The sequence below is a fragment of the Enterobacter sp. PL1 genome, from assembly GCF_945957325.1.
GTDB lineage: Bacteria > Pseudomonadota > Gammaproteobacteria > Enterobacterales > Enterobacteriaceae > Enterobacter > Enterobacter roggenkampii.
In genome coordinates this window covers 88,971-110,407 of sequence record NZ_CAMFKT010000017.1, presented here as the reverse complement: position 1 = coordinate 110,407, position 21,437 = coordinate 88,971, and the positions used below count along the sequence as shown (strand labels likewise).

The 21,437-nt window shown below is 59.9% G+C and carries 21 protein-coding genes; 17 read left to right on the top strand and 4 right to left on the bottom strand.

Features of this window, described 5'->3' with window-relative positions; genetic code table 11:
- The first annotated feature begins 47 nt into the window (after nt 1-47).
- The 5 genes from N6P30_RS16265 to N6P30_RS16245 all read left to right on the top strand — a co-directional run bounded on the left by N6P30_RS16265 (nt 48) and on the right by N6P30_RS16245 (nt 4,496).
- Nucleotides 48-803, top strand: coding sequence for a DUF4225 domain-containing protein (locus N6P30_RS16265; RefSeq protein ID WP_023292539.1), 756 nt, complete (start codon nt 48-50; stop codon nt 801-803).
- Nucleotides 804-805: 2 nt separating this feature from the next.
- Nucleotides 806-1,129: a hypothetical protein gene (locus N6P30_RS16260; protein WP_008502390.1), complete on the top strand. Its 324-nt coding sequence runs from the start codon at nt 806-808 to the stop codon at nt 1,127-1,129.
- Between the two features lie 214 nt (nt 1,130-1,343).
- Complete coding sequence (locus N6P30_RS16255; protein WP_023292538.1) at nt 1,344-3,977, top strand: YdbH family protein; 2,634 nt, start codon at nt 1,344-1,346, stop codon at nt 3,975-3,977.
- A 2-nt stretch (nt 3,978-3,979) separates the two neighbouring features.
- Nucleotides 3,980-4,171 (top strand): YnbE family lipoprotein, encoded by a 192-nt coding sequence (locus tag N6P30_RS16250; protein WP_008502388.1) that lies wholly within the window; start codon nt 3,980-3,982, stop codon nt 4,169-4,171.
- A 7-nt stretch (nt 4,172-4,178) separates the two neighbouring features.
- Nucleotides 4,179-4,496, top strand: a complete 318-nt coding sequence (locus N6P30_RS16245; protein ID WP_008502387.1) for a YdbL family protein — start codon at nt 4,179-4,181, stop codon at nt 4,494-4,496.
- Here the strand turns inward: N6P30_RS16245 and feaR are convergent, their stop codons facing one another.
- Nucleotides 4,497-5,405, bottom strand: coding sequence for a transcriptional regulator FeaR (gene feaR / locus N6P30_RS16240; RefSeq protein WP_021241324.1), 909 nt, complete (start codon nt 5,403-5,405; stop codon nt 4,497-4,499). It lies immediately after the preceding gene.
- Between the two features lie 241 nt (nt 5,406-5,646).
- Here feaR and N6P30_RS16235 point away from each other — a divergent pair, with 241 nt between their 5' ends.
- Nucleotides 5,647-7,146 carry an aldehyde dehydrogenase family protein gene (locus N6P30_RS16235; RefSeq protein ID WP_023292537.1) on the top strand — a complete coding sequence of 500 codons (1,500 nt, stop codon included), beginning with the start codon at nt 5,647-5,649 and terminating at the stop codon, nt 7,144-7,146.
- An 88-nt stretch (nt 7,147-7,234) separates the two neighbouring features.
- Here the strand turns inward: N6P30_RS16235 and N6P30_RS16230 are convergent, their stop codons facing one another.
- The 3 genes from N6P30_RS16230 to paaZ form a co-directional block, all read right to left on the bottom strand.
- A complete protein-coding gene (locus N6P30_RS16230) occupies nt 7,235-8,341 on the bottom strand; it encodes a GGDEF domain-containing protein (RefSeq protein ID WP_023344047.1) in 1,107 nt (368 codons plus the stop codon).
- 118 nt (nt 8,342-8,459) lie between these two features.
- Nucleotides 8,460-10,733, bottom strand: a complete 2,274-nt coding sequence (tynA, locus tag N6P30_RS16225; RefSeq protein ID WP_023327364.1) for a primary-amine oxidase — start codon at nt 10,731-10,733, stop codon at nt 8,460-8,462.
- Nucleotides 10,734-10,938: 205 nt separating this feature from the next.
- Nucleotides 10,939-12,978 (bottom strand): phenylacetic acid degradation bifunctional protein PaaZ, encoded by a 2,040-nt coding sequence (gene paaZ, locus N6P30_RS16220; RefSeq protein ID WP_023292533.1) that lies wholly within the window; start codon nt 12,976-12,978, stop codon nt 10,939-10,941.
- A 101-nt stretch (nt 12,979-13,079) separates the two neighbouring features.
- Here paaZ and N6P30_RS16215 point away from each other — a divergent pair, with 101 nt between their 5' ends.
- The 11 genes from N6P30_RS16215 to pcaF are packed head-to-tail and all read left to right on the top strand — an operon-like array spanning nt 13,080 to nt 21,430.
- Entirely contained in the window at nt 13,080-13,253 is a 174-nt protein-coding gene (locus tag N6P30_RS16215) for a hypothetical protein (RefSeq protein WP_164085557.1), read from the top strand.
- Nucleotides 13,254-13,263: 10 nt separating this feature from the next.
- Entirely contained in the window at nt 13,264-14,193 is a 930-nt protein-coding gene (gene paaA, locus N6P30_RS16210; protein WP_008502381.1) for a 1,2-phenylacetyl-CoA epoxidase subunit PaaA, read from the top strand.
- Between the two features lie 12 nt (nt 14,194-14,205).
- Nucleotides 14,206-14,493 carry a 1,2-phenylacetyl-CoA epoxidase subunit PaaB gene (paaB, locus tag N6P30_RS16205; protein WP_008502380.1) on the top strand — a complete coding sequence of 96 codons (288 nt, stop codon included), beginning with the start codon at nt 14,206-14,208 and terminating at the stop codon, nt 14,491-14,493.
- An 8-nt stretch (nt 14,494-14,501) separates the two neighbouring features.
- Nucleotides 14,502-15,248, top strand: coding sequence for a 1,2-phenylacetyl-CoA epoxidase subunit PaaC (gene paaC, locus N6P30_RS16200; protein WP_023292532.1), 747 nt, complete (start codon nt 14,502-14,504; stop codon nt 15,246-15,248).
- An 11-nt stretch (nt 15,249-15,259) separates the two neighbouring features.
- The gene (paaD, locus tag N6P30_RS16195) at nt 15,260-15,757 is read left to right on the top strand and encodes a 1,2-phenylacetyl-CoA epoxidase subunit PaaD (protein ID WP_023292531.1); all 498 of its coding nucleotides are present in this window, start codon (nt 15,260-15,262) and stop codon (nt 15,755-15,757) included.
- Nucleotides 15,758-15,764: 7 nt separating this feature from the next.
- Nucleotides 15,765-16,835 carry a 1,2-phenylacetyl-CoA epoxidase subunit PaaE gene (gene paaE, locus N6P30_RS16190; protein WP_023292530.1) on the top strand — a complete coding sequence of 357 codons (1,071 nt, stop codon included), beginning with the start codon at nt 15,765-15,767 and terminating at the stop codon, nt 16,833-16,835.
- Nucleotides 16,832-17,599 (top strand): 2,3-dehydroadipyl-CoA hydratase PaaF, encoded by a 768-nt coding sequence (paaF, locus tag N6P30_RS16185; RefSeq protein WP_023292529.1) that lies wholly within the window; start codon nt 16,832-16,834, stop codon nt 17,597-17,599. Before paaE ends, paaF begins: the two co-directional genes overlap by 4 nt.
- Nucleotides 17,599-18,387 carry a 2-(1,2-epoxy-1,2-dihydrophenyl)acetyl-CoA isomerase PaaG gene (gene paaG / locus N6P30_RS16180; protein ID WP_102000705.1) on the top strand — a complete coding sequence of 263 codons (789 nt, stop codon included), beginning with the start codon at nt 17,599-17,601 and terminating at the stop codon, nt 18,385-18,387. Before paaF ends, paaG begins: the two co-directional genes overlap by 1 nt.
- A gap of 1 nt (nt 18,388) precedes the next feature.
- Nucleotides 18,389-19,813, top strand: a complete 1,425-nt coding sequence (paaH, locus tag N6P30_RS16175; protein WP_023292527.1) for a 3-hydroxyacyl-CoA dehydrogenase PaaH — start codon at nt 18,389-18,391, stop codon at nt 19,811-19,813.
- Nucleotides 19,803-20,225, top strand: coding sequence for a hydroxyphenylacetyl-CoA thioesterase PaaI (paaI, locus tag N6P30_RS16170; RefSeq protein WP_008502373.1), 423 nt, complete (start codon nt 19,803-19,805; stop codon nt 20,223-20,225). Before paaH ends, paaI begins: the two co-directional genes overlap by 11 nt.
- Nucleotides 20,225-21,430 carry a 3-oxoadipyl-CoA thiolase gene (gene pcaF, locus N6P30_RS16165; RefSeq protein WP_023292526.1) on the top strand — a complete coding sequence of 402 codons (1,206 nt, stop codon included), beginning with the start codon at nt 20,225-20,227 and terminating at the stop codon, nt 21,428-21,430. Before paaI ends, pcaF begins: the two co-directional genes overlap by 1 nt.
- The last annotated feature ends 7 nt before the right edge of the window (nt 21,431-21,437 follow it).

The following is a 21,437-nucleotide window of genomic DNA, read 5'->3' as shown; positions in this document are numbered from 1 at the left end:
TCGAAGGTAGTATTATTACTATCATTTTAAAATGACAGGGAGACCGAATGTACAACCATAATCGGGATAAAAGTCATTTCGAAGAGAAAGTCTTAGAGATTGAAAATCTTGCGCAGCGAATTGCCACAAAGCATTTGCTTTATGATACCGCTGGTATGTTTTTTGAAACTCAACAACTTGTTGCTCACCTGAGAAGGGAGATCGAGTCGCATTGCTTGACCTGGTCAGGCGGGATTCAATTACTTGATGAACAGATACATCATCTTAAGGAACAGGATGATTTACTCACCTTCAATAAAGCTAAGTTATTTATTGTTGTTGAAAAAAACCGAACAACAACGACGACTTTAGCGCTTAAACAGATCGGTTTCGTTGCCGGTGGGGCGCAAGTGTATGGGGGCGCTAGTTTATGCGTCGGTTCGCTGGGTCTGGCCTGTGCTGCGTATGGTGCACCTATGATTACTCATGGGCTAAACAACATGTATGAAAATGGATACTATCTTCTTTATCGTGAAGATCGGTCTGGCACGCTAAGAGATGCTTATCGTTACGTAGCAGCGAAACTCGGCTATGGGAATAATGAAGCTGATATTGTCTATGGAGTAGTTGATATCTCTTTATCAGCCTATGGCGCGGGCAGGAGAGTACTGGCTCCCCGAGAAAAATCCTGGAGTCTGTTTCGCAACATTGAATCTGATTATATCAGAGGATGGCAAGAGGCTTCTAAAACAGCGATGGCTCTGGATTTAACCAGTGGAAGCGTCACAGGTTGGCAGATGTACCAGATAGCTAAAGAGAATTAATTATGTCGGAACAATTCGAGTTGTCATTAACCCCACCGATTCTACCTGCCGTATGCTATTTTATTGTATCTATTGTCGTTTTTTTCTTGTTGTACCTCGGGAAACTCAAGGTCAACAGGCTTCATAAATATCCTCTGTTCATTGCCTATACGCTATTTGTGATAGCCATCGCAGCCATTCAAATTAACGTTTTTGCCAACGGCTATGAGTTTGTTAGCGGTTTTTTACATATTGATTTTGATCCCTGGCGGTACGACTCGGTGTATTGGGGGTCATTGATATTCGCCATGCTTTACCTGCTGGCAATGCCACGGAATAGGTATTAATGTCGCAAATCTGCTCTGCGATTATTCTTGAACTTATGCGTAACCAATTGAACCGAAACTATATTCTTTAGGTTACGCATAGCAAAAAAATTACCGCTTACTATTACAGCATCTATTCTTAACTTGGCGTCAACTTCAACTCAACCGCTAAACATGCGACAATGATCGGCACTGCCGGCTTAATTCTTTCGCTAAATCAGGATATTAACTGCCCATGAAGGGTAAATACAAAGCCGCTCTTGCGCTTTTACTGCTGTTCATATTGTTGCCGCTGACGCTGCTGATGACGCTCGCTCAGTGGGTACCGACGCTCGCCGGGATCTGGCTTCCCGTCGGGACGCGCATCGCGTTCGAAGAGAGTCCGAAACTGACTCGCCGCGCGCTGGTGATCCCCGATCTTCGCTATCTGGTGGAAGACTGCGAAATTGCCCGCATCGATAACGTGACGCTGTCACACCCCAGCCGCTGGAAGCTGGATATCGGCGCGCTGGATCTTAACACCGTCTGCCTGAGCAAAATTCCCCAGTCGGCGCCCTCAACGGTCGCCCCGAAAACGCTGGCACAATGGCAGGCTGTGTTACCCAATACCTGGCTCACGATTCACCGCCTGACGCTGTCGCCCTGGCAGCAGTGGCAGGGCGAGCTGCAGGCGTCGCTAACCCCCTCCAGCCAGGAGATTGCCTATAAAGGCGAGCAGGTCAGCATTAAAGGCACGCTTCGCGGTCAGACGCTCTCGGTCAGCCAGTTCGATGTTCAGCTCCCGGATCAGCCGCAGCCGATTAAGCTGGTGGGCGAGTTTACCCTGCCGCTGGTGCCGGACGGCGTGCCGGTGAAAGGCCACGCGGTGGCGACCTTTAACGTGCCACAGTTAACGTCTCTGGTCGATGCCGATCTCGACTGGGAAGACAATCAGGGACAGCTGGTGGTGATGGCGAGAGACAACCCCGATCCGCTTCTCGACCTGCCGTGGCAGATCACGGCGCAACAGCTCAACATCAGCGACGGGCGCTGGAACTGGGATCTCTCGGGTATGCCACTGAGCGGGCGGGTGTCCCTTCGCGCCGACAACTGGCAGCAGGGGCTGGAGAAAGCCACCCTGACCGGACGACTGAACGTCTTGACGCAAGGCGATGCGGGTAAAGGCAACGCGGTACTGAATATTGGGCCCGGCAGGCTCAGCATGGAAAACAGCGACATGCCCCTGCACCTGAGCGGCGAGGCGAAGCAAAACGATCTCATTCTTTACGCCAAGTTACCGGCAAAACTGACCGGCAGCCTGTATGAACCGCAGCTCGCCTTTGAGCCGGGCGCGCTGCTTCGCTCGCGCGGGCGCATCATTGACTCGCTCGATATCGATGAAATCCGCTGGCCGCTGGCGGGCGTGAAGCTCACCCGGAAGGGGGTGGACGGTCGTTTACAGGCGATTCTGCGCGCCCATGAAAACGAGATGGGCGATTTTGAACTCCACCTGGACGGTCAGGCCAACGACTTTTTACCCGATAACGGCCTGTGGCAGTGGCGCTACTGGGGCAAAGGCGGCTTTACGCCGATGCATGCCCGCTGGGATGTCGCCGGGAAAGGCGAGTGGCGCGACAACCTTATTGAGCTGACGGCACTCTCCACCGGCTTTGACAAGCTTCAGTATGGCACGATGGAGGTCAGCACGCCGCGTCTGGTGCTGGATCGGCCTGTACGCTGGCTGCGCGATGCCGAAAAACCAACCTTCAGTGGGGCGTTGTCGCTCAACGCAGGGCAAACCCGTTTCTCCGGCGGCAGCGTGTTGCCGCCCTCGGTCCTGACCTTCAGCGTCGACGGCACCGACCCGACGATTTTTCAGTTTAAGGGTGACCTCCATGCGGACAACATCGGCCCGGTACAGGTTAACGGACGCTGGGATGGCGTGCGCCTTCGCGGGCAGGCCTGGTGGCCGAAACAGTCCCTCGCCGTATTCCAGCCGCTGATCCCGCCGGACTGGAAAATGACGCTGCGCGACGGGGCGCTTTATGCGCAGGTCGCCTTCTCGGCGGCGGCCGATCAGGGCTTTGAAGCGGGCGGGCACGGAGTGCTGAAATCCGGCAGCGCCTGGATGCCCGATAACCAGATTAACGGCGTCGATTTTGTGCTGCCGTTCCGCTTCAGCGAGGGCACCTGGTCTCTGGGCACGCGCGGTCCGGTCACGTTGCGCATCGGTGAAGTGGTAAACCTGGTGACCGCGCGCAACATTACCGCGGATTTACAGGGCGATTATCCCTGGACGGAGGACAATCCGCTGCTGCTCACCAACGTGAAGGTGGAAACCCTCGGCGGGAAGATCACCATGCAGCAGCTGCGAATGCCGCAGCACGATCCGGCTCTGCTGCGGGTGGACAATATCTCCTCGAGCGAGCTGATTAGCGCCGTCAATCCGAAACAGTTCGCCATGTCGGGGCCGGTCAGCGGGGCGCTGCCGTTCTGGCTGGACAACGAAAAATGGATCATTAAGGATGGCTGGCTGACCAACCCGGGGCCAATGACGCTTCGCATCGACAAAGATACGGCCGACGCCATCGTGAAAGACAATATGGTCGCGGGCGCCGCGATTAACTGGCTCCGCTATATGGAAATTTCGCGTTCGTGGACGAGAATCAATTTAGATAACCTGGGTGAATTAACCATGCAGGCGACCATCAAGGGGACCAGCAGGGTCGATGGCAAAAGCAGCTCCGTCAACCTGAACTATACCCATGACGAGAATGTCTTTACCCTCTGGCGCAGCCTGCGTTTTGGAGACAACCTGCAAACCTGGTTTGAGCAACACGCGGCGATACCCGGTCTCCGCAGTTCGACTGGCAAGGAAAGTGAGGAATAACAATGAAAAAGATGGCTGGTGCGCTCACCGTTGCCGTTGCCGCGCTACTGTCCGGCTGTACGCCGCGCATTGAAGTCGCTGCGCCAAAGGAGCCGATTACCATCAACATGAATGTCAAAATCGAACATGAGATCCACATTAAGGTCGATAAAGACGTTGAAACCCTGCTGAAATCGCGCAGCGATCTGTTCTGAGGATGCCATGAAACGAGTAGCTCTGATTTTGCTGGCGCTGGGGATGAACGTACAGGCGGCTACGCTCACCCTCAACGATGCCCGGGCCCAGGGGCGCGTGGGGGAAACCCTCAGCGGTTATCTGGCCCCGATTCAACAGGATGCCGAAACGCTGGCGCTGGTCAATCGCATCAACGCGGCGCGCACGGAAAGCTACCAGAAGCTGGCTGACAGCAATAATTTGCCGGTCGATGAAGTGGCCAAAATGGCAGGGCAAAAACTGGTTGCTCGCGCCCAGCCGGGCGAGTATGTGAAGGGCATTAACGGAAAATGGCTGAAAAAATAGCTAGCGGTAGCGCTTGCGATATTCACCCGGCGAAACGCCAAAGCGCTGCTTAAACGCCGTTGAAAAATGGCTATGGTCGGTGAACCCCCAGCTGTAGCCAATGCCCGCCAGCTTTTCGTCATCACCGGCTGCGCGCAGCACCTCCGCGCAGCGATCCAGGCGGCGGTTTTTAATGTACTGCGCAACCACAAGCCCCTTCTCGGCAAACATGCGATAGAGGCTGCGCACGGACATTCCGCTCTCGGCGGCAATCCACTCCGGACGCAGCGATTCAGACTGAATATGGTCGTCAATCAGCGCCACCACATGCTGGAACTGGCGCTCCTTACGCGGCTGAATGATTTCGCGCTGCTGGAAAGCGGGGCGCAGCAGGCAAATCATCGCTTCGAGCGCCGCTTCGCTCTCCCGGTCACTCAGGCTGGCATTGCTCATGCTCTCCATCAACAGGCGATGGCTCAGCTGCACCGTGGGCAGCGTGCGGGAAAGGGCGGTGGCGCAGCTTATCTCCTGAAAACGGCACTGCTGCTCAATAATCTGACGGGGAACCAGGAGCGAAATCTGGCGGGATTTTTCCTGCCAGTTGATCGAGCAGGGGCGTGAGGCGTCAATCAGCGTGATATCCCCGGTTCTGAGTACCGCGCGACGGTCATCCTGCTCAATCTCCGCGCTGCCTTCGAGCTGAAACACGGTATAGAACCAGGCATCGTTACTCTGTTTGATCTCCTCACGGGAGCGGAACAGGTTGACACCACCGGCGGTGACGGTGCTGAGCTTCAGGCTGCGCGCATAGCTGGTCTCCAGCTCGCCGTAGAATCTGCCCCCGGTGGGCTGCGCGTTAAAACGCCCGCAAACCTGGTTAATTTGCGCCAGCCACTGCTGATACTGTTCCTGCTCGCTTGCACACGCCATCGTTTCTCTCACTGCACCGTCAACGTTTTCGCATTGTTGCATTTGTGTTGCATTTTGTCAGAGCTATGAGGCTGACTATAGGAAAGAACACTCACCGGTAACAGCGATATAAGCGGCAATTATCGCGATTTGCGGCGCCTGTCACAGGTGGCAAAGCGAATGTCACAGAGACAAAAGCGAGAATGCAAAACCCCTCTTAGACTGGATGAACACCCTGCGAAGAATAACGAAGGAGTATCCTATGTCTGAATCACTGGTGGCTATTCAGCCTGCCGTGCAACAATTTTTAGACCGACAGCATGGCCTGTGGATTGAAGGGCGTCAGGCCGCGTCGGACAGTGAAAAGCGGCTTAATGTCTACAACCCGGCCACGGGCGAGGTGATTGCCTCAACTGCCGACGCCAGCGTCGACGACGTTGATCGTGCCGTCATGTCCGGCTGGCGCGCCTATGTGGCCCGTACCTGGGCCGGAAAACTCCCGGCGGAGCGCGAGCGGATCCTGCTCCATTTCGCCGATCTCGTTGAAAAGCACGGCGAGGAGCTGGCTCAGCTTGAAACGCTGGAGCAGGGCAAGTCCATCAACATCTCCCGTGCCTTTGAAGTCGGCTGCACCCTGAACTGGATGCGCTATACCGCCGGGCTGACCACCAAAATTGCGGGCAAAACCCTCGATCTCTCCATCCCGCTACCGCAGGGGGCACGCTATCAGGCGTGGACGCGGAAAGAGCCGGTTGGCGTGGTGGCCGGGATCGTGCCCTGGAACTTCCCGCTGATGATCGGCATGTGGAAAGTGATGCCAGCGCTGGCCGCGGGCTGCTCTATCGTCATTAAGCCGTCGGAAACCACGCCGCTGACCCTGCTGCGCGTGGCGGAACTCGCCAGTGAAGCGGGCATCCCGGACGGGGTGTTCAACGTGGTGACCGGCAGCGGCGCGGTGTGTGGCGCAGCGCTGACCTCGCACCCGCATATCGCGAAGGTGAGCTTTACCGGCTCAACGGCGACGGGTAAGCAAATTGCCCGCGCGGCGGCGGATACGCTCACCGGCGTGACCCTCGAGCTCGGCGGGAAAAACCCGGCAATTGTGCTCAAGGATGCGGACCCGGCGTGGGTGATCGAAGGCCTGATGACCGGCAGCTTCCTGAACCAGGGGCAGGTGTGCGCGGCCAGCTCGCGTATCTACATAGAGGCGCCGCTGTTTGACACGCTGGTCGGCGGGTTCGAACAGGCGGTGAAATCCCTGAGCGTCGGGCCGGGCATGTCGCCGGAGGCGCTTATCAACCCACTGGTGTCACGTGCGCACTGCGACAAGGTGCAGTCTTTCCTTGATGAGGCGACGTCGCGCAACGCGGAGCTGATCGTCGGTAACCGTGGTCCGGAGGGCAAAGGCTATTACGTGTCGCCGACGCTGGTGGTGAACCCGGATGCCTCGCTGCGGCTCACCCGCGAAGAAGTATTCGGTCCGGTGGTCAACCTGGTACGCGTCGCCGACGGGGAAGAGGCGCTCCAGCTGGCAAACGACACCGAATATGGCCTGACGGCCAGCGTCTGGACGCAGAATATCAGCAAGGCGCTGGAGTACACCGACAGGCTGCAGGCGGGCACCGTGTGGGTGAACAGCCATACGCTGATCGACGCCAACCTGCCGTTCGGCGGGATGAAGCAGTCCGGGACAGGGCGTGACTTCGGTCCGGACTGGCTGGACGGCTGGTGTGAAACCAAGTCGGTGTGCGTGCGGTATTAAAAAGCAAGCCGGGTGGCGGCTACGCCTTACCCGGCCTACAACGACTCGAACCGTAGGCTGGGTAAGCGCAGCGCCACCCGGCTTTTATCTACAGCGACCACCGATCCCGCCCGGCCTCTTTCGCCCGATACAGCGCCGCATCGGCGCGGGCGATAATCTCGGTGCCCGCGAGTCCCCCCGCCATCCCCGCAATCCCCATGCTCACGGTGACATGGTCGCTGACCGTCGAGGCGCCGTGCGGTATGGCCTCTGCGCGAAGGCCGTCCTGGATACGCAGGGCGACCTTTTCAGCGATGTTCTCCGGGCAATTAAACAGAATCACCAGAAACTCTTCGCCGCCGTAGCGTGACACCACATCCTCAGGTGTGCGCACCGACTGCTTAAGCACGCGCGCCACGCGCGTCAGACAGTCGTCACCCGCCTGGTGCCCGTAGGTGTCGTTGTAGCGCTTGAAGTAGTCGATATCCAGCATAATCAGCGAGAAGGGCTTCTTCTGCTCAACCGCGTTCTCCAGCACCACCTCCATTTTCCGTCGATTGGCGGTTTTGGTTAACGGGTCCTGATGCGCCAGCGCATCCAGCCGCGAAATCAGCAGCTGATTCTGCTGGTTACGTCGCCAGGCTTCGTCAAACCAGCTCAGCAGAATAAAACGCCCGCAGATCAGGATCAGCGTAAAGACGCTCCAGATGACAACGAAGTGAAGGTTGAGACCATCGTTTCGTATCCAGCTTGCTATCGGCAGGGTGATCCAGAGCGGGAGCACAAAGGCGAGCAGCCCTTCAGGGTAGAAATAGAGCGCCGTCAAACCGGCGAGTAACAGAATAACGCACAGCGGCCAGACGTGCGGCAGCAGCAGTTGGGTGATAAACCAGAAGCAGGAGACCGACCAGATGGCGCTGCAGATAAACAACACCACGCTGATGCCGGCGATGCGCCGCCAGGCCATAAGGATCAGCGCAGCCGAGAGGATGATAATACCGAGCATGGAGGCATCGACGATTCTCGTCAGCTGCGGCGAGTGGGGATAAAGGGGATCGCTGGCCTTAAGCAGAACGTGTCGCAGCAGAATCATCACCGCGAAGCTGATATTGACGAAGGCCAGCCACGGCAGGTTCATCGCCAGTCCATGCATGACCATGGCCTGGCGCGTTGGCCAGGTTGCCCGTTCCAGCGTCGGTTTTTTTCTTTTTTCCATAAAGCCCTTTCCCGTCCGGGGGATAAATCATGCAGGTGAGATATCAGTAACTATAAGCAAGCCAGGACGATCCTCAAACGCCAGGGCAAAAAAAACCGGGCAATTGCCCGGCGGATGGTTATTTTTCGTCTTTTTTCTTCCCGAGCGTTGGCGTCTCGTCGAAGAAATTCCACGGTTTAAGCAGGGTATGCACCCATTCCGTCGGCATGATCGGCCACTCCTCCGCGCGCGCCACGTGGGTGGTGCCGGTGGTCATCCAGACCACGTCATCCTGATCGTTCAGCGACTCGTTATCCTTGCTGTACTGCCCAAGGCCCGTGTCGTGGATGGAGCGGTTCGGGAATTTCCCTTCCGGGTAGAGCTCATCCGGATGATAACGGGTCACCCACAGCTGTTTGTCCATAAAGCTCAGGCGATGGTAGATCCACTCGTCCGGGGCAAATTTCGCGCCGGTCGCCACCGGGTGCGTGCCCCCCGCGTAAGGGATAATCTGGTATGAGACCGGGTTGCCCATGCGGTTCTCTTTACTTGTGTTGCTCAGCAGTCGAATGGTGCCCGGGTCGAACTTCTGTGCCGCCTGCTGCTCGGTATCAATATCGTACTGATTAATCTGCATTGTGCTGGTGCGCGGGCCCCCGGCGGTATTCGGCTTCACTTCCGGATCCATGGCCACCAGCTTGTTGTTGATGCCGTCCACGTCCATATCAAGACGGAAGTTGTAGATGTGCTGGTGCGTGGTGCCCACGATGTTGTGGTCGATCAGCGTACCGTATTTAGTGTCATCTTTAGCGGTGGCGTCGTGCATGGTTTTCGCCTGCACGCCTTTCACCGCCTCGATACCCGTCGCCCCGGCGTCAATGCCGATGGTGCCATTTTCATGGAACACCCAGTCGAAGATGTAATCGTAGTTGCCCACGGTACTCACCCAGCGCACCACCAGTTCGCGGCGCTCGGTGCTGACGTTAGGCTGGCCCATCTCCTGATGCTTATATTCCGGCCCCGCGTAGCGTTCGAAAATCGCTATCGCGCGCGGGATCTCCATCGGCGCGCCGGTGTAATCCGGGATAGTTTCGTTGAGCATCACCGCGTTGGACGGCACGTCTTTCCCGCGCACCAGCGGCGAGGTCAGGGTGCCCATGCCGTAGTCGCCGGAATCAAGATAGGCCTTGAAGTACCAGCCCACGTCCGGATCGCCGTAAGGGACGATCATGCCGCCGAGCGACCCCTGATACATAATCTGGCGTTTTTTGCCGTTGTCGTTATACGTGACGGTTGAAATCATCGGGCCGACGCGGGAGTCCAGGCTCAGGTGGAAATCCCAGTTCTGCCAGTGCACCATATCGCCGGTAATAGTGTAGTTCTTGCCTTCCGGCTCAATGATGTCGAGCGGTTTTTTCGGCGTCTCTATACGGTCGCGGCCATCGTAGGGGCGCGGCGTCATCGGGACCGGAACAACGGCGCCTTCTTCAATCTTCTGGATTTTTTTCTGCTCAAGATCGACCACGGCCACCAGGTTCTCAATCGGGTGCGCCCAGTAGTTGCCGTCGCCGACGTCGAGATAGCTCACCACCTTCAGCAGGCGATCTTCCTGCTTCAGGCCGTCTTTACCGTCGAAATAGCCGACGGTCAGCGGCGTGGTAATCACTTTTTTCGGGTCGGTGATGCCGTGTTTTTTAAGCACCTCGGCAAACTCCGTGCTCTCGTTAACGATCTGCTGCACCGCAGTGAAATCATCCAGCAGCACCATGCCGTGCGCGTCTTTCACCGGCTCCCAGCGCAGGATTTTTTTATCCTTCAGATCCACCACGCTTTCGATAACGTGCTTGCCATCGAGCATCACAATCTTTGCCTGACGCGGGGCATCCACAGCCGTACCGTTAAGCACAAAGTCCCACACTTTGGCTTTCTCTGGCTCAGCAAGGGCAATCTGGGTAAAGCGGGTATTCGGTTTAAAATCCGCCGAGGCTTTGACAATCTCAACGGCTTGCTTAATTTCGTCCGCCGTCAGCGCGTTCAGCGGGTGAGGGCGTTTTTCAACCTGGAAAGTCTGGTCAAGACCGGACTGGAAAACATCATTGATGAAGCTGTCAGAGATAAAGGCTTTCTTGCCTTTCATCACCACCGGCACCTCGAGCTTGAGGGTTTTCCCGTTGACGATAGCGGTTTTAGCGCCCGGTTTGACCTTCACAAAGGCGCCGTCTTTCGCAATGGTAAACATCTGTGCGTAATCATCCCACTGAACGTCGGCGCCAAAGTCCTGCAGCGTTTTGTCCATCGGGACCATATGCGCCTCGCTGCCGTGGGCGAAAACAGGGGATTGCCAGGCGCAACACAGCGCAACGGCCATAGCCAGCGCTGTTCTACGGGCAGAAAAAGAAGAATTGCTTCCCATCGTAGACCTCATCTTGTTGTGTTTATAGTGTTGTGACAGCCCTATCCTGACAGGCGCCTGAGAAAAGCGTTTGCCTGCATCTGCCAGATTATTTGCCAGTCTTGCCAGGTTAAAAAAAGAGCGGGGCGATGTCACACCCCGGCTGGTCGTCGTAGGCCGGGTAAGCATCGCGCCACCCGGCAGGTAAGGCGGTGAAGGGAAGGTGTCAGAAATCCCCCTGCTGGCGCGCCACCAGCGTCAGGATGGAGTAGAGCGCCACGGCCTGCTGGTGCTGGTTGAAGATCTCAACCGCCCATTCCACCACGCCGGTTGGTTTTTCCTCGGCACTGCGTTGTTTCTTCAGCGTTTTACGCTTGCAGGTCAGACGCACCTGAATGGTATCGCCCGGTTTAACCGGCTCGATAAAGCGCAGGTTTTCCATGCCGTAGTTGGCAATGACAGGCCCAACGCCCGCATCAACGAACAGCCCTGCCGCGGCGGAAATCAGGAAGTAGCCGTGCACCACGCGCTCGCCAAAGATCGACTCTGCCGCGCCGATCTTGTCCATATGGGCGTAAAAGTGGTCGCCGCTCAGGCAGGCAAAATTCACGATGTCCGCTTCCGTCAGGGTGCGGCGCGGCGTCAGCAGGCTGTCGCCCGGCTGCAGCTCCTCAAAGTATTTGCGGAACGGATGCACGCGATCTTCCTGCACCGCTGCGCCACGCACCCACTGCTTGCCGATGGCGGCCAGCATGGTCGGACTGCCCTGAATGGCGGTGCGCTGCATATAGTGTTTGACCGCGCGCAGGCCACCCAGCTCCTCGCCGCCACCCGCACGTCCGGGACCGCCGTGCACTAGCTGTGGCAGCGGGGAACCGTGGCCGGTGGATTCTTTCGAGGCTTCCTCGTTGAGGATCTGAATACGCCCGTGGGCGCGCGCCGCGCCGAGAATAAACTGGCGGGCAATGTCCAGGTCTGCGGTGACCAGCGTGCCCGCCAGGCTGCCGCCGCCCGCGCGGGCAAGCTGCATTGCGTGCTGTGCGTTGCGATACGGCATCAGGGTCGCGACCGGCCCGAAAGCCTCCGTTGCGTGGACGGCAGGGGTTTCATCCGGCTGCGGGCAGAACAGCAGGGTCGGCGGGAAGAACGCGCCCGCGGCCTGCAAATCCGCTTTGCCTCCCAGGCGGACCTGGCAGCCTGCGGCGATCAGGTGATCCACTTTCTCCTGCACGTCCGCGCGCTGTTCGGCGTTGACCAGCGCGCCCATCTTTACCCCTTCCTGCGCCGGGTCGCCCACCGCCACCTTTTCCAGGCGGGCAACCAGCGCCTGGCTCACGGCGTCAATCTGGCTCTGCGGGACGATAATGCGGCGGATGGCCGTACATTTCTGCCCGGCTTTGGCGGTCATCTCGCGGACCACTTCCCGAATGAACAGGGCGAACTCCGGCTGCTCCGGCGTGACGTCTTCCCCCAGCACGCAGCAGTTCAGGGAGTCGGCTTCCATCGTGAACGGAATGGCATTCGCCACAATATTCGGGTGCACGCGCAGGCTTTGCCCGGTGCTGGCGGAGCCCGTAAAGGTGACCACGTCCTGGCTGTCGAGCTGGTCGAGCAGATCCCCCGCACCGCCGCAGATCAGGCTGATAGCGCCGTCCGGCACCAGCCCGCTGTCGACGATGGATTTCACCATCGCCTGCGTCACCTGCGCGGTAGCGGTGGCAGGTTTGATGATGGCGGGCATGCCCGCAAGCCAGGTCGGGGCCAGTTTTTCCAGCATTCCCCAGCTGGGGAAGTTAAAGGCGTTGATGTGCACCGCCACGCCGGACTTCGAGGTCAGGACGTGACGCGCGGCAAAGCCGCCTTCTTTTGACAGCGGGATCGGCTCGTCTTCCGGCCACACGGTGTCATCCGGCAGCTCGCGGCTGCCCAGGCTGGCGTAAGTGAAGAGGGTGCCGATCCCGCCTTCGATATCGACCCAGCTGTCTGCTTTCGTCGCCCCGGTCTGGGCGGACAGAGCATAAAACGTCTCTTTCTCGTTAAGCAGATGCTTTGCCACCGCCTTCAGCATGGCCGCGCGTTCGATAAAGGTCATCGCGTGAAGCGCTTCGCCGCCGCGCTCAATCGCATAGCGACGGGCGGCCGCCATGTCCAGCCCTTCGCTGGTCACGCTCCACAGCGCTTCGCCACTGATGGCGTGATGAATAGTGCGTTCGCGGCCCCGGCCAGACTGCCAGGTGCCGGACAAGAAGCTGGCTAACTGCTGCATCGCTTATCTCCAAATGTTACGTTGTTTACCCATTAATAGTTTGATCGTGAATCATAAAAATCAAGTTGAGTTTTTAATGAATTGTTAACGATGTGATCTTGATGGATGAATCACAGAATACCAAGGCCCGCTTATCAAGGCTTTCAGCAAAAGCCTTGCGAGCAGCATCACAAAACAAGGAAACAATTCTTGGGGTTATATTTAACCTTTGTGTAACTTTTAAAAAACAAAGTGATTCAACATTACGCTTTAGTTTGCAAACTAACGAATCATAAAGGTGATGACGTGACGCAAGAACAACGGTTTGAGCAGCGCATAGCGCAGGAGACGGCGATTGAGCCTCAGGACTGGATGCCTGACGCCTACCGTAAGACGTTGATCCGCCAGATTGGCCAGCATGCGCACTCCGAAATTGTCGGCATGCTGCCGGAAGGGAACTGGATCGCCCGGGCCCCGACGCTGCGCCGCAAGGCGATCCTGCTGGCGAAGGTGCAGGACGAAGCCGGACACGGGCTTTACCTCTACAGCGCGGCGGAAACGCTGGGCTGCGCGCGGGAAGACATCTACCAGAAGATGCTCGACGGCAAGATGAAATACTCCTCCATCTTCAACTATCCGACCCTGAGCTGGGCCGATATCGGCGTGATCGGCTGGCTGGTGGACGGCGCCGCCATCGTCAACCAGGTGGCGCTGTGCCGCACCTCTTACGGTCCGTATGCCCGCGCGATGGTGAAAATCTGTAAAGAAGAGAGCTTCCACCAGCGCCAGGGCTTTGAAGCCTGCATGGCGCTGGCGCAGGGCAGCGAGGCTCAGCGCCAGATGCTGCAGGACGCCATCAACCGCTTCTGGTGGCCCGCGCTGATGATGTTCGGGCCGAACGACGACAATTCGCCGAACAGCGCCCGCAGCCTGGCCTGGAAAATCAAACGCTTTGGCAACGACGAGCTGCGCCAGCGCTTTGTCGACAACACGGTGCCGCAGGTGGAGATGCTGGGCATGACGGTGCCCGATCCCGACCTGCATTTTGATGAAGAGCGCGGTCATTATCGCTTCGGCGAGATCGACTGGCAGGAGTTTGACGAGGTCATTAACGGGCGCGGCATCTGCAACCACGAACGCCTGGCCGCGAAACGTAAAGCCTGGGAAGAGGGCGCGTGGGTGCGTGAAGCCGCGCTGGCGCACGCCGAAAAACAGCGCGCCCGTCAGGCCGCTTAAGAGGAAATAACCATGAGCAATGTCTACTGGCCGCTGTACGAAGTGTTCGTACGCAGCAAACAGGGGTTGTCCCACCGTCACGTGGGCAGTCTGCATGCCGCCGACGATCGCATGGCGCTGGAAAATGCGCGTGATGCCTATACCCGCCGCAGCGAAGGCTGCTCTATCTGGGTGGTGAAGGCGAGCGAGATTGTCGCCTCCCAGCCGGAAGAGCGCGGCGAGTTCTTCGACCCGGCGGAAAGCAAGGTTTACCGCCACCCGACGTTCTACACCATCCCTGACGGCATCGAGCATATGTGAGGCAAAGAATGAACTCAGTGACTGCCTATGCCCTGCGTCTGGGCGACAACGGTCTGGTGCTCTCCCAGCGTCTCGGTGCCTGGTGCGGCCACGCGCCGGAGCTGGAAATCGACCTCGCGCTCGCCAATATCGGCCTCGACCTGCTGGGCCAGGCGCGCAATTTCCTGACCTATGCCGCGGAGCGGGAAGGCCAGGGCGATGAAGACACGCTGGCGTTTGGCCGCGACGAGCGCCAGTTCCGCAATGTGCTGCTGGTGGAGCAGCCGAACGGCAGCTTCGCCGACACCCTTGCCCGCCAGTACCTGATGGATGCCTGGAACGTGGCGCTGTATGAACGCCTGACCCAAAGCCGCGACGGCCAGCTTGCCGCCATTGCCGCCAAGGCGATTAAAGAGGCGCGCTACCACCTGCGCTTCAGCCGCGGCTGGCTGGTGCGTCTGGGCGACGGGACAGAAACGTCTGCGCAAAAAATGCAGCAGGCCATCGACAGCCTGTGGCGTTTTACGGCGGAGCTGTTTGACGCCGATGAGGTCGAGCTTGAGCTGATTGAGTCCGGCGTGGCGGTTGACCCGCGCCTCCTGCGTCAGCCGTGGGAAAGCGAAGTGTATGCCGGTCTGAATGAAGCCTGCCTGCAGGTGCCCGCCGAGGTGGCGTACCGCACCGGGGGCAAGCAGGGGCTGCATACCGAACATCTGGGCCCGATGCTGGCGGAAATGCAGTATCTCCAGCGCGCGTATCCCGGTCAGCAGTGGTAAAGGAGAACGCTATGCAACGCCTCGTCGACATCTCGCCTGCGCAAATCCCGCAGATCTGGGCGCTGTTAAGCCAGATCCCCGATCCGGAAGTGCCGGTGTTAACCATCACCGATTTAGGCATGGTGCGCAGCGTGAAGGCGCAGGGTGAAGGCTGGGTTATCGGCTTCACGCCGACCTACTCGGGCTGCCCGGCGACGGAACACCTGCTGGGGGCGATCCGCGAGGCGATGACCGCGCACGGCTTTACCCCGGTGCACATTGTGCTCCAGCTTGAACCCGCATGGACCACCGACTGGATGACCCCCGACGCGCGCGAGCGCCTGCGGGCGTACGGCATCAGTCCGCCCGTGGGGCATAGCTGTCACGCGCACGCGCCGGTGGAGGTGAGCTGTCCGCGCTGCGCCAGCACCGACACCGCGCTTATCAGTGAATTTGGCTCGACGGCCTGCAAAGCGCTCTACCGCTGCAATTCCTGCCGTGAGCCCTTCGACTATTTCAAATGTATTTGAGGCTGCCATGACAACGTTTCATTCATTAACAGTGGCAAAAGTGGAACCCGAAACCCGCGACGCGGTGACCATCACCTTTGCGGTGCCGAAGGCCCTGCAGGAGGCCTACCGCTTCCGTCCCGGTCAGCACCTGACGTTAAAAACGACGCTTGGCGGGGACGAGCTGCGCCGCTGCTACTCCATCTGCCGGAGTACCGCCCCGGGCGAAATCAGCGTGGCGGTCAAAGCGATTGAGGGCGGGCGCTTCTCCCGCTATGCCCGGGATGAGATCAAAGCGGGCATGGCGCTGGAGGTGATGGTTCCTCAGGGTCAGTTTGGCTACCAGCCCCGGGCCGAACACGAAGGCCACTACCTGGCGATTGCGGCAGGCTCCGGGATCACCCCGATGCTGGCGATTATCTCCGCGACGCTTGCGACCGAACCGAACAGCCATTTCACCCTGATCTACGGCAACCGCAGCAGCCAGAGCATGATGTTCCGCCAGGCGCTGGCGGACCTGAAGGACAAATACCCGCAGCGGCTGCAGCTGCTCTCTATCTTCAGCCAGGAGCGGCTGGACAGCGACCTGCTCTATGGCCGCATCGACGGGGAAAAGCTGCAGGCGCTGGCGAAAATCCTGATCAACTTCCGCCAGTATGACGAGGCGTTTATCTGCGGCCCGTCTGCCATGATGGACGACGCGGAAGCCACGCTGAAGGCGCTGGGGATGCCGGACAAATTCATTCACCTTGAGCGCTTTAACACCTCCGGAATCACCGTTAAGCGCGCGGCGCACGTGCAGGCAGAAGGACAGAAAGTGACCGTTCGCCAGGACGGGCGCGACCGTGAAATCACCCTGGCGGCGGACGACGAAAGCATTCTGGATGCCGCCCTGCGTCAGGGGGCGGATCTGCCGTATGCCTGCAAGGGCGGCGTGTGCGCCACCTGTAAATGCAAAGTGCTGCGCGGGAAGGTGGACATGGCGACCAACTACAGCCTGGAGCCGGACGAGCTGGCCGCCGGGTATGTGCTGAGCTGCCAGTCGCTGCCGTTAACCGCCGACGTGATCGTCGACTTTGACGCGAAGGGGATGGCATGAGCGAACTGATTATTACCCGTCATGGCCGCGTGCTGCAGCTGACGCTGAACCGTCCGGCGGCGCGCAACGCCCTCAACAACGCGCTGTTGACCCAGCTTACGGAACAGCTTGAGGCCGCCGCTGTGGATGCCGACATCGCCGTCTGCGTGATTTACGGCAGCGAGCGCTGCTTTGCCGCCGGGGCCGATCTCAACGAAATGGCGGAGAAAGACCTGCCTGCCACTCTGAACGATATTCGCCCGCAGCTGTGGGCGCGGATCAACGCGTTTCCTAAACCGCTGATCGCCGCCGTAAATGGCTTCGCGCTGGGGGCGGGCTGCGAGCTGGCGCTGCTGTGCGACGTGGTGATTGCCGGTGACAACGCCCGTTTCGGCCTGCCGGAAATCACGCTCGGCATCATGCCCGGCGCGGGCGGCACTCAGCGTCTTATCCGCAGCGTCGGTAAATCCCTGGCCAGCAAAATGGTGCTGACCGGCGAGAGCATTACCGCAGAGCAGGCGCTGAACGCCGGGCTGGTGAGTGACGTTTTCCCGGCGGCGCTGACGCTGGAGTATGCCCTGAAGCAGGCGGCACGAATGGCGCGCCACTCGCCGCTGGCGCTGCAGGCGGCGAAGCAGGCGCTGCGCCAGTCCCAGGAGGTGCCGCTCCAGGCCGGTCTGGCCCAGGAGCGCCAGCTGTTTACGCTGCTTTCTGCCACCGAAGACCGCCGGGAAGGCATCGACGCCTTCTTACAAAAACGCACCCCCGACTTTAAAGGACGCTAATTGTGGAATTTATTCTCAGTCATGTAGAACAGGGCGTGATGACCATTACGCTGAACCGTCCGGAGCGTCTGAACAGCTTTAACGACGTCATGCACCGGCAGCTGGCCGAGTGCCTGAAACAGGCCGAGCGCGATGACACTATCCGCTGCCTGCTGATCACCGGGGCAGGACGCGGCTTTTGCGCCGGTCAGGACCTCAACGACCGCAACGTCGACCCTAACGGCCCGGCGCCGGATCTGGGCATGTCCGTTGAAACCTTCTACAACCCGCTCGTGCGCCGCCTGGCAAAGCTGCCGAAGCCGGTCATCTGTGCCGTTAACGGCGTGGCGGCGGGCGCTGGCGCCACGCTGGCGCTCGGGTGCGACATGGTGATTGCGGCGCGCTCCGCCAGCTTCGTGATGGCCTTCAGCAAGCTCGGCCTGGTGCCGGACTGCGGCGGCACCTGGCTGCTGCCGCGCGTGGCCGGACGCGCCCGCGCCATGGGGCTGGCGCTGCTCGGCGACAAGCTCAGCGCCGAACAGGCGCAAGCGTGGGGCATGATCTGGCAGGTGGTCGATGACGAAGAGCTCTCCACTACGGCGCAGCAGATGGCCCTGCATTTTGCGTCGCAGCCGACCTTCGGCCTGGGGCTGATCAAGCAGGCGATCAATGCTGCGGAAACCAATACCCTGGACGCCCAGCTCGATCTGGAGCGTGACTATCAGCGCCTGGCCGGGCGCAGCGACGACTACCGCGAGGGCGTCAGCGCCTTCCTGGCAAAGCGCGCGCCGAACTTTACGGGGAAATAAGATGCTGAACATACGGACTGTCGCCGTGATCGGCAGCGGCACGATGGGCGCCGGCATTGCCGAAGTGGCGGCCAGCCACGGTCATCCGGTGCTGATCTACGACATCTCCAGCGATGCGATATCGCGCGCCATCGACGGGATCCGCCAGCGTCTGGCCTCCCGGGTAACGCGGGGAAAACTCTCTGCCGATGCCGGGAGCCAGATCCTTGCCCGGCTGCTTCCCGTCACGGATATCACCGCGCTCTCCACAGCCGAACTGGTGATTGAAGCGGCATCCGAGCGGCTGGAGGTGAAAAAGGCGCTGTTTGCGCAGCTGGCTGAGATCTGCCCGCCGCAGACGGTGCTGACCAGCAATACCTCGTCCATCTCCGTCACGGCGATTGCGGCGGACGTCCACCACCCGGAGCGGGTCGCAGGGCTGCACTTCTTTAACCCGGCGCCGGTGATGAAGCTGGTGGAGGTGGTCAGCGGGCTGGCGACCTCCCCGGAAGTGGCCGACGCGCTGTGCGAGCTGGCGCTGAACTGGGGCAAACAGCCCGTTCGCTGCCAGTCCACGCCGGGGTTCATCGTCAACCGCGTTGCGCGTCCGTTCTATTCCGAGGCCTGGCGCGCGCTGGAAGAACAGGTTGCCCCGCCGGAGGTGATTGACGCCGCCCTGCGCGAAGGCGGCGGCTTCCCGATGGGGCCGCTGGAGCTGACCGACATGATTGGTCAGGACGTGAACTTTGCGGTGACCTGCTCGGTCTTTAACGCCTTCTGGCAGGAGCGTCGTTTTCTGCCTTCGCTGGTTCAGCAGGAGCTGGTGCTGGCAGGCAGGCTGGGCAAAAAGAGCGGGAAGGGCGTTTACGACTGGCAGGGTGCCAAACCCGACGTGCAGTGGGTCAAGGCGGTGATCGACAGCTATAGCCCGATGCGCGTGGAAAAAATACGTGACAGTGTCACAGAAATTGATGATGTGTACCTGATTGAAACGCAGGGGGAGACCGCGCAGGCGCTGGCGCTGCGGCTCAACGGCCCGGTGGTGGTGGTCGACCGCATTGAGCGCGACGTGGCGGTCATTGCCGCCGCGGCCAGCAACCCGCATACCGCGACGCAAAAAGCCATTCACTACCTGCAGCAGCAGGGGCTCCGGGTGGTGCAAATCGCCGATTATCCCGGCCTGCTGATCTGGCGAACGCTGGCGATGATTGCCAACGAGGCGCTGGATGCCCTGCAAAAAGGGGTCGCCAGCGAGAAGGACATTGATACCGCCATGCGCCTGGGCGTGAACTACCCGAGCGGGCCGATCGCCTGGGGCGAGCGCCTGGGCTGGCAGCGCCTGCTGACGCTGCTGGAGAACCTGCAGCGTCATTACGGCGAAGAGCGCTATCGCCCCTGTTCACTGCTGCGCCAGCGCGCGCTTCTGGAGAGTAGCTATGAGTCATAACGCCTGGCATAACGCCCGCACCATGTACGAACGGGACGCCTGCGCGCAGGCGATGGGGATGGACATTGTCGAGATGGACGAGGGCTACGCGGTGGTAACCATGACCATCACCCCGCAGATGCTGAATGGCCATAAAACCTGCCACGGCGGACAGCTGTTTTCGCTGGCAGACACCGCTTTTGCCTACGCCTGCAACAGCCAGGGGCTGGCGGCGGTAGCCTCCGGCTGCTCGATTGACTTTCTGCGTCCGGGCTTCGCAGGGGACACGCTCACCGCCACCGCGCGGGTGAAGCATCAGGGCAAACTGACCGGCGTGTATGACATTGAAATTCAGAACCAACAACAGAAAACCGTCGCCCTTTTTCGCGGAAAATCTCACCGCATCGGCGGCAGCGTGACAGGAGAGGCCTGATGCGTGACGCATTTATTTGTGATGGCGTTCGAACCCCGGTGGGCCGCTACGGTGGCGCGCTTTCCGCCGTTCGAACTGACGATCTCGGCGCCGTGCCGCTGCGCGCGCTGCTGGCCCGCTACCCGCAGCTCGATCCGGAGCGGATTGACGACGTGATATTCGGCTGCGCCAACCAGGCGGGGGAAGATAACCGCAACGTGGCGCGCATGTCGTCGCTGCTGGCCGGTCTGCCGCAGACGGTCTCCGGCACGACGATCAACCGCCTGTGCGGGTCCGGGCTGGACGCGATTGGTTTTGCCGCGCGCGCCATTAAGGCGGGCGACGGCGACCTGCTGATTGCGGGCGGCGTGGAGTCGATGTCCCGCGCGCCGTTTGTGATGGGCAAAGCCACCGCGGCGTTTCAGCGACAGGCGGAGATCTTCGATACCACCATCGGCTGGCGATTTGTGAATCCGCTCATGCATCAGCAATTCGGAACTGACAGTATGCCGGAAACGGCAGAGAATGTAGCTGAATTGTTAAATATCAGCCGTGCCGATCAGGACGCGTTTGCCCTGCGCAGCCAGCAGCGTACCGCGCAGGCGCAGCAGAACGGCATTCTGGCGCAGGAGATTGTCCCGGTGCCGGTGCCGGGCAAAAAAGGGACGGTCAACGAGTTCAGCGTGGATGAACATCCGCGCGCCGACACCACGCTCGAACAGCTTGCCGGTCTGAAAACGCCGTTCCGTAAGAACGGGGTGGTCACGGCGGGCAATGCCTCCGGCGTCAACGACGGCGCGGCGGCGCTTATCGTCGCCAGCGAGAAGATGGCGCTGGCGCAGGGGGTAGTCCCGCGCACGCGGATCGTGGCGATGGCGACGGCAGGCGTGGAGCCCCGTCTGATGGGGCTCGGCCCGGTACCCGCTACCCGTAAGGTGCTGGAGCGCGCCGGACTCAGTATTCACGATATGGACGTCATCGAGCTTAACGAAGCTTTTGCCGCGCAGGCGCTGGGCGTGCTGCGTCAGCTGGGCCTGCCGGATGATGCCGCGCACGTCAACCCGAACGGTGGCGCGATTGCGCTGGGCCACCCGCTGGGCATGAGCGGCGCCAGGCTGGCGCTGGCCGCGAGTAACGAACTGCACCGACGCGGCGGGCGCTACGCGCTGTGTACGATGTGCATCGGTGTGGGTCAGGGCATTGCCATGATCCTTGAGCGTGTTTGAGCATAAA

Excerpts from the sequence above, each read along its gene's own strand:
- N6P30_RS16265 (WP_023292539.1), top strand. The coding sequence starts at position 48 with ATGTACAACCATAATCGGGATAAAAGTCATTTCGAAGAGAAAGTCTTA.
- N6P30_RS16260 (WP_008502390.1), top strand. The coding sequence starts at position 806 with ATGTCGGAACAATTCGAGTTGTCATTAACCCCACCGATTCTACCTGCC.
- N6P30_RS16255 (WP_023292538.1), top strand. The coding sequence starts at position 1,344 with ATGAAGGGTAAATACAAAGCCGCTCTTGCGCTTTTACTGCTGTTCATA.
- N6P30_RS16250 (WP_008502388.1), top strand. The coding sequence starts at position 3,980 with ATGAAAAAGATGGCTGGTGCGCTCACCGTTGCCGTTGCCGCGCTACTG.
- N6P30_RS16245 (WP_008502387.1), top strand. The coding sequence starts at position 4,179 with ATGAAACGAGTAGCTCTGATTTTGCTGGCGCTGGGGATGAACGTACAG.
- feaR (WP_021241324.1), bottom strand. The coding sequence starts at position 5,405 with ATGGCGTGTGCAAGCGAGCAGGAACAGTATCAGCAGTGGCTGGCGCAA.
- N6P30_RS16235 (WP_023292537.1), top strand. The coding sequence starts at position 5,647 with ATGTCTGAATCACTGGTGGCTATTCAGCCTGCCGTGCAACAATTTTTA.
- N6P30_RS16230 (WP_023344047.1), bottom strand. The coding sequence starts at position 8,341 with ATGGAAAAAAGAAAAAAACCGACGCTGGAACGGGCAACCTGGCCAACG.
- tynA (WP_023327364.1), bottom strand. The coding sequence starts at position 10,733 with ATGGGAAGCAATTCTTCTTTTTCTGCCCGTAGAACAGCGCTGGCTATG.
- paaZ (WP_023292533.1), bottom strand. The coding sequence starts at position 12,978 with ATGCAGCAGTTAGCCAGCTTCTTGTCCGGCACCTGGCAGTCTGGCCGG.
- N6P30_RS16215 (WP_164085557.1), top strand. The coding sequence starts at position 13,080 with ATGGATGAATCACAGAATACCAAGGCCCGCTTATCAAGGCTTTCAGCA.
- paaB (WP_008502380.1), top strand. The coding sequence starts at position 14,206 with ATGAGCAATGTCTACTGGCCGCTGTACGAAGTGTTCGTACGCAGCAAA.
- paaC (WP_023292532.1), top strand. The coding sequence starts at position 14,502 with ATGAACTCAGTGACTGCCTATGCCCTGCGTCTGGGCGACAACGGTCTG.
- paaD (WP_023292531.1), top strand. The coding sequence starts at position 15,260 with ATGCAACGCCTCGTCGACATCTCGCCTGCGCAAATCCCGCAGATCTGG.
- paaE (WP_023292530.1), top strand. The coding sequence starts at position 15,765 with ATGACAACGTTTCATTCATTAACAGTGGCAAAAGTGGAACCCGAAACC.
- paaF (WP_023292529.1), top strand. The coding sequence starts at position 16,832 with ATGAGCGAACTGATTATTACCCGTCATGGCCGCGTGCTGCAGCTGACG.
- paaH (WP_023292527.1), top strand. The coding sequence starts at position 18,389 with ATGCTGAACATACGGACTGTCGCCGTGATCGGCAGCGGCACGATGGGC.
- paaI (WP_008502373.1), top strand. The coding sequence starts at position 19,803 with ATGAGTCATAACGCCTGGCATAACGCCCGCACCATGTACGAACGGGAC.
- pcaF (WP_023292526.1), top strand. The coding sequence starts at position 20,225 with ATGCGTGACGCATTTATTTGTGATGGCGTTCGAACCCCGGTGGGCCGC.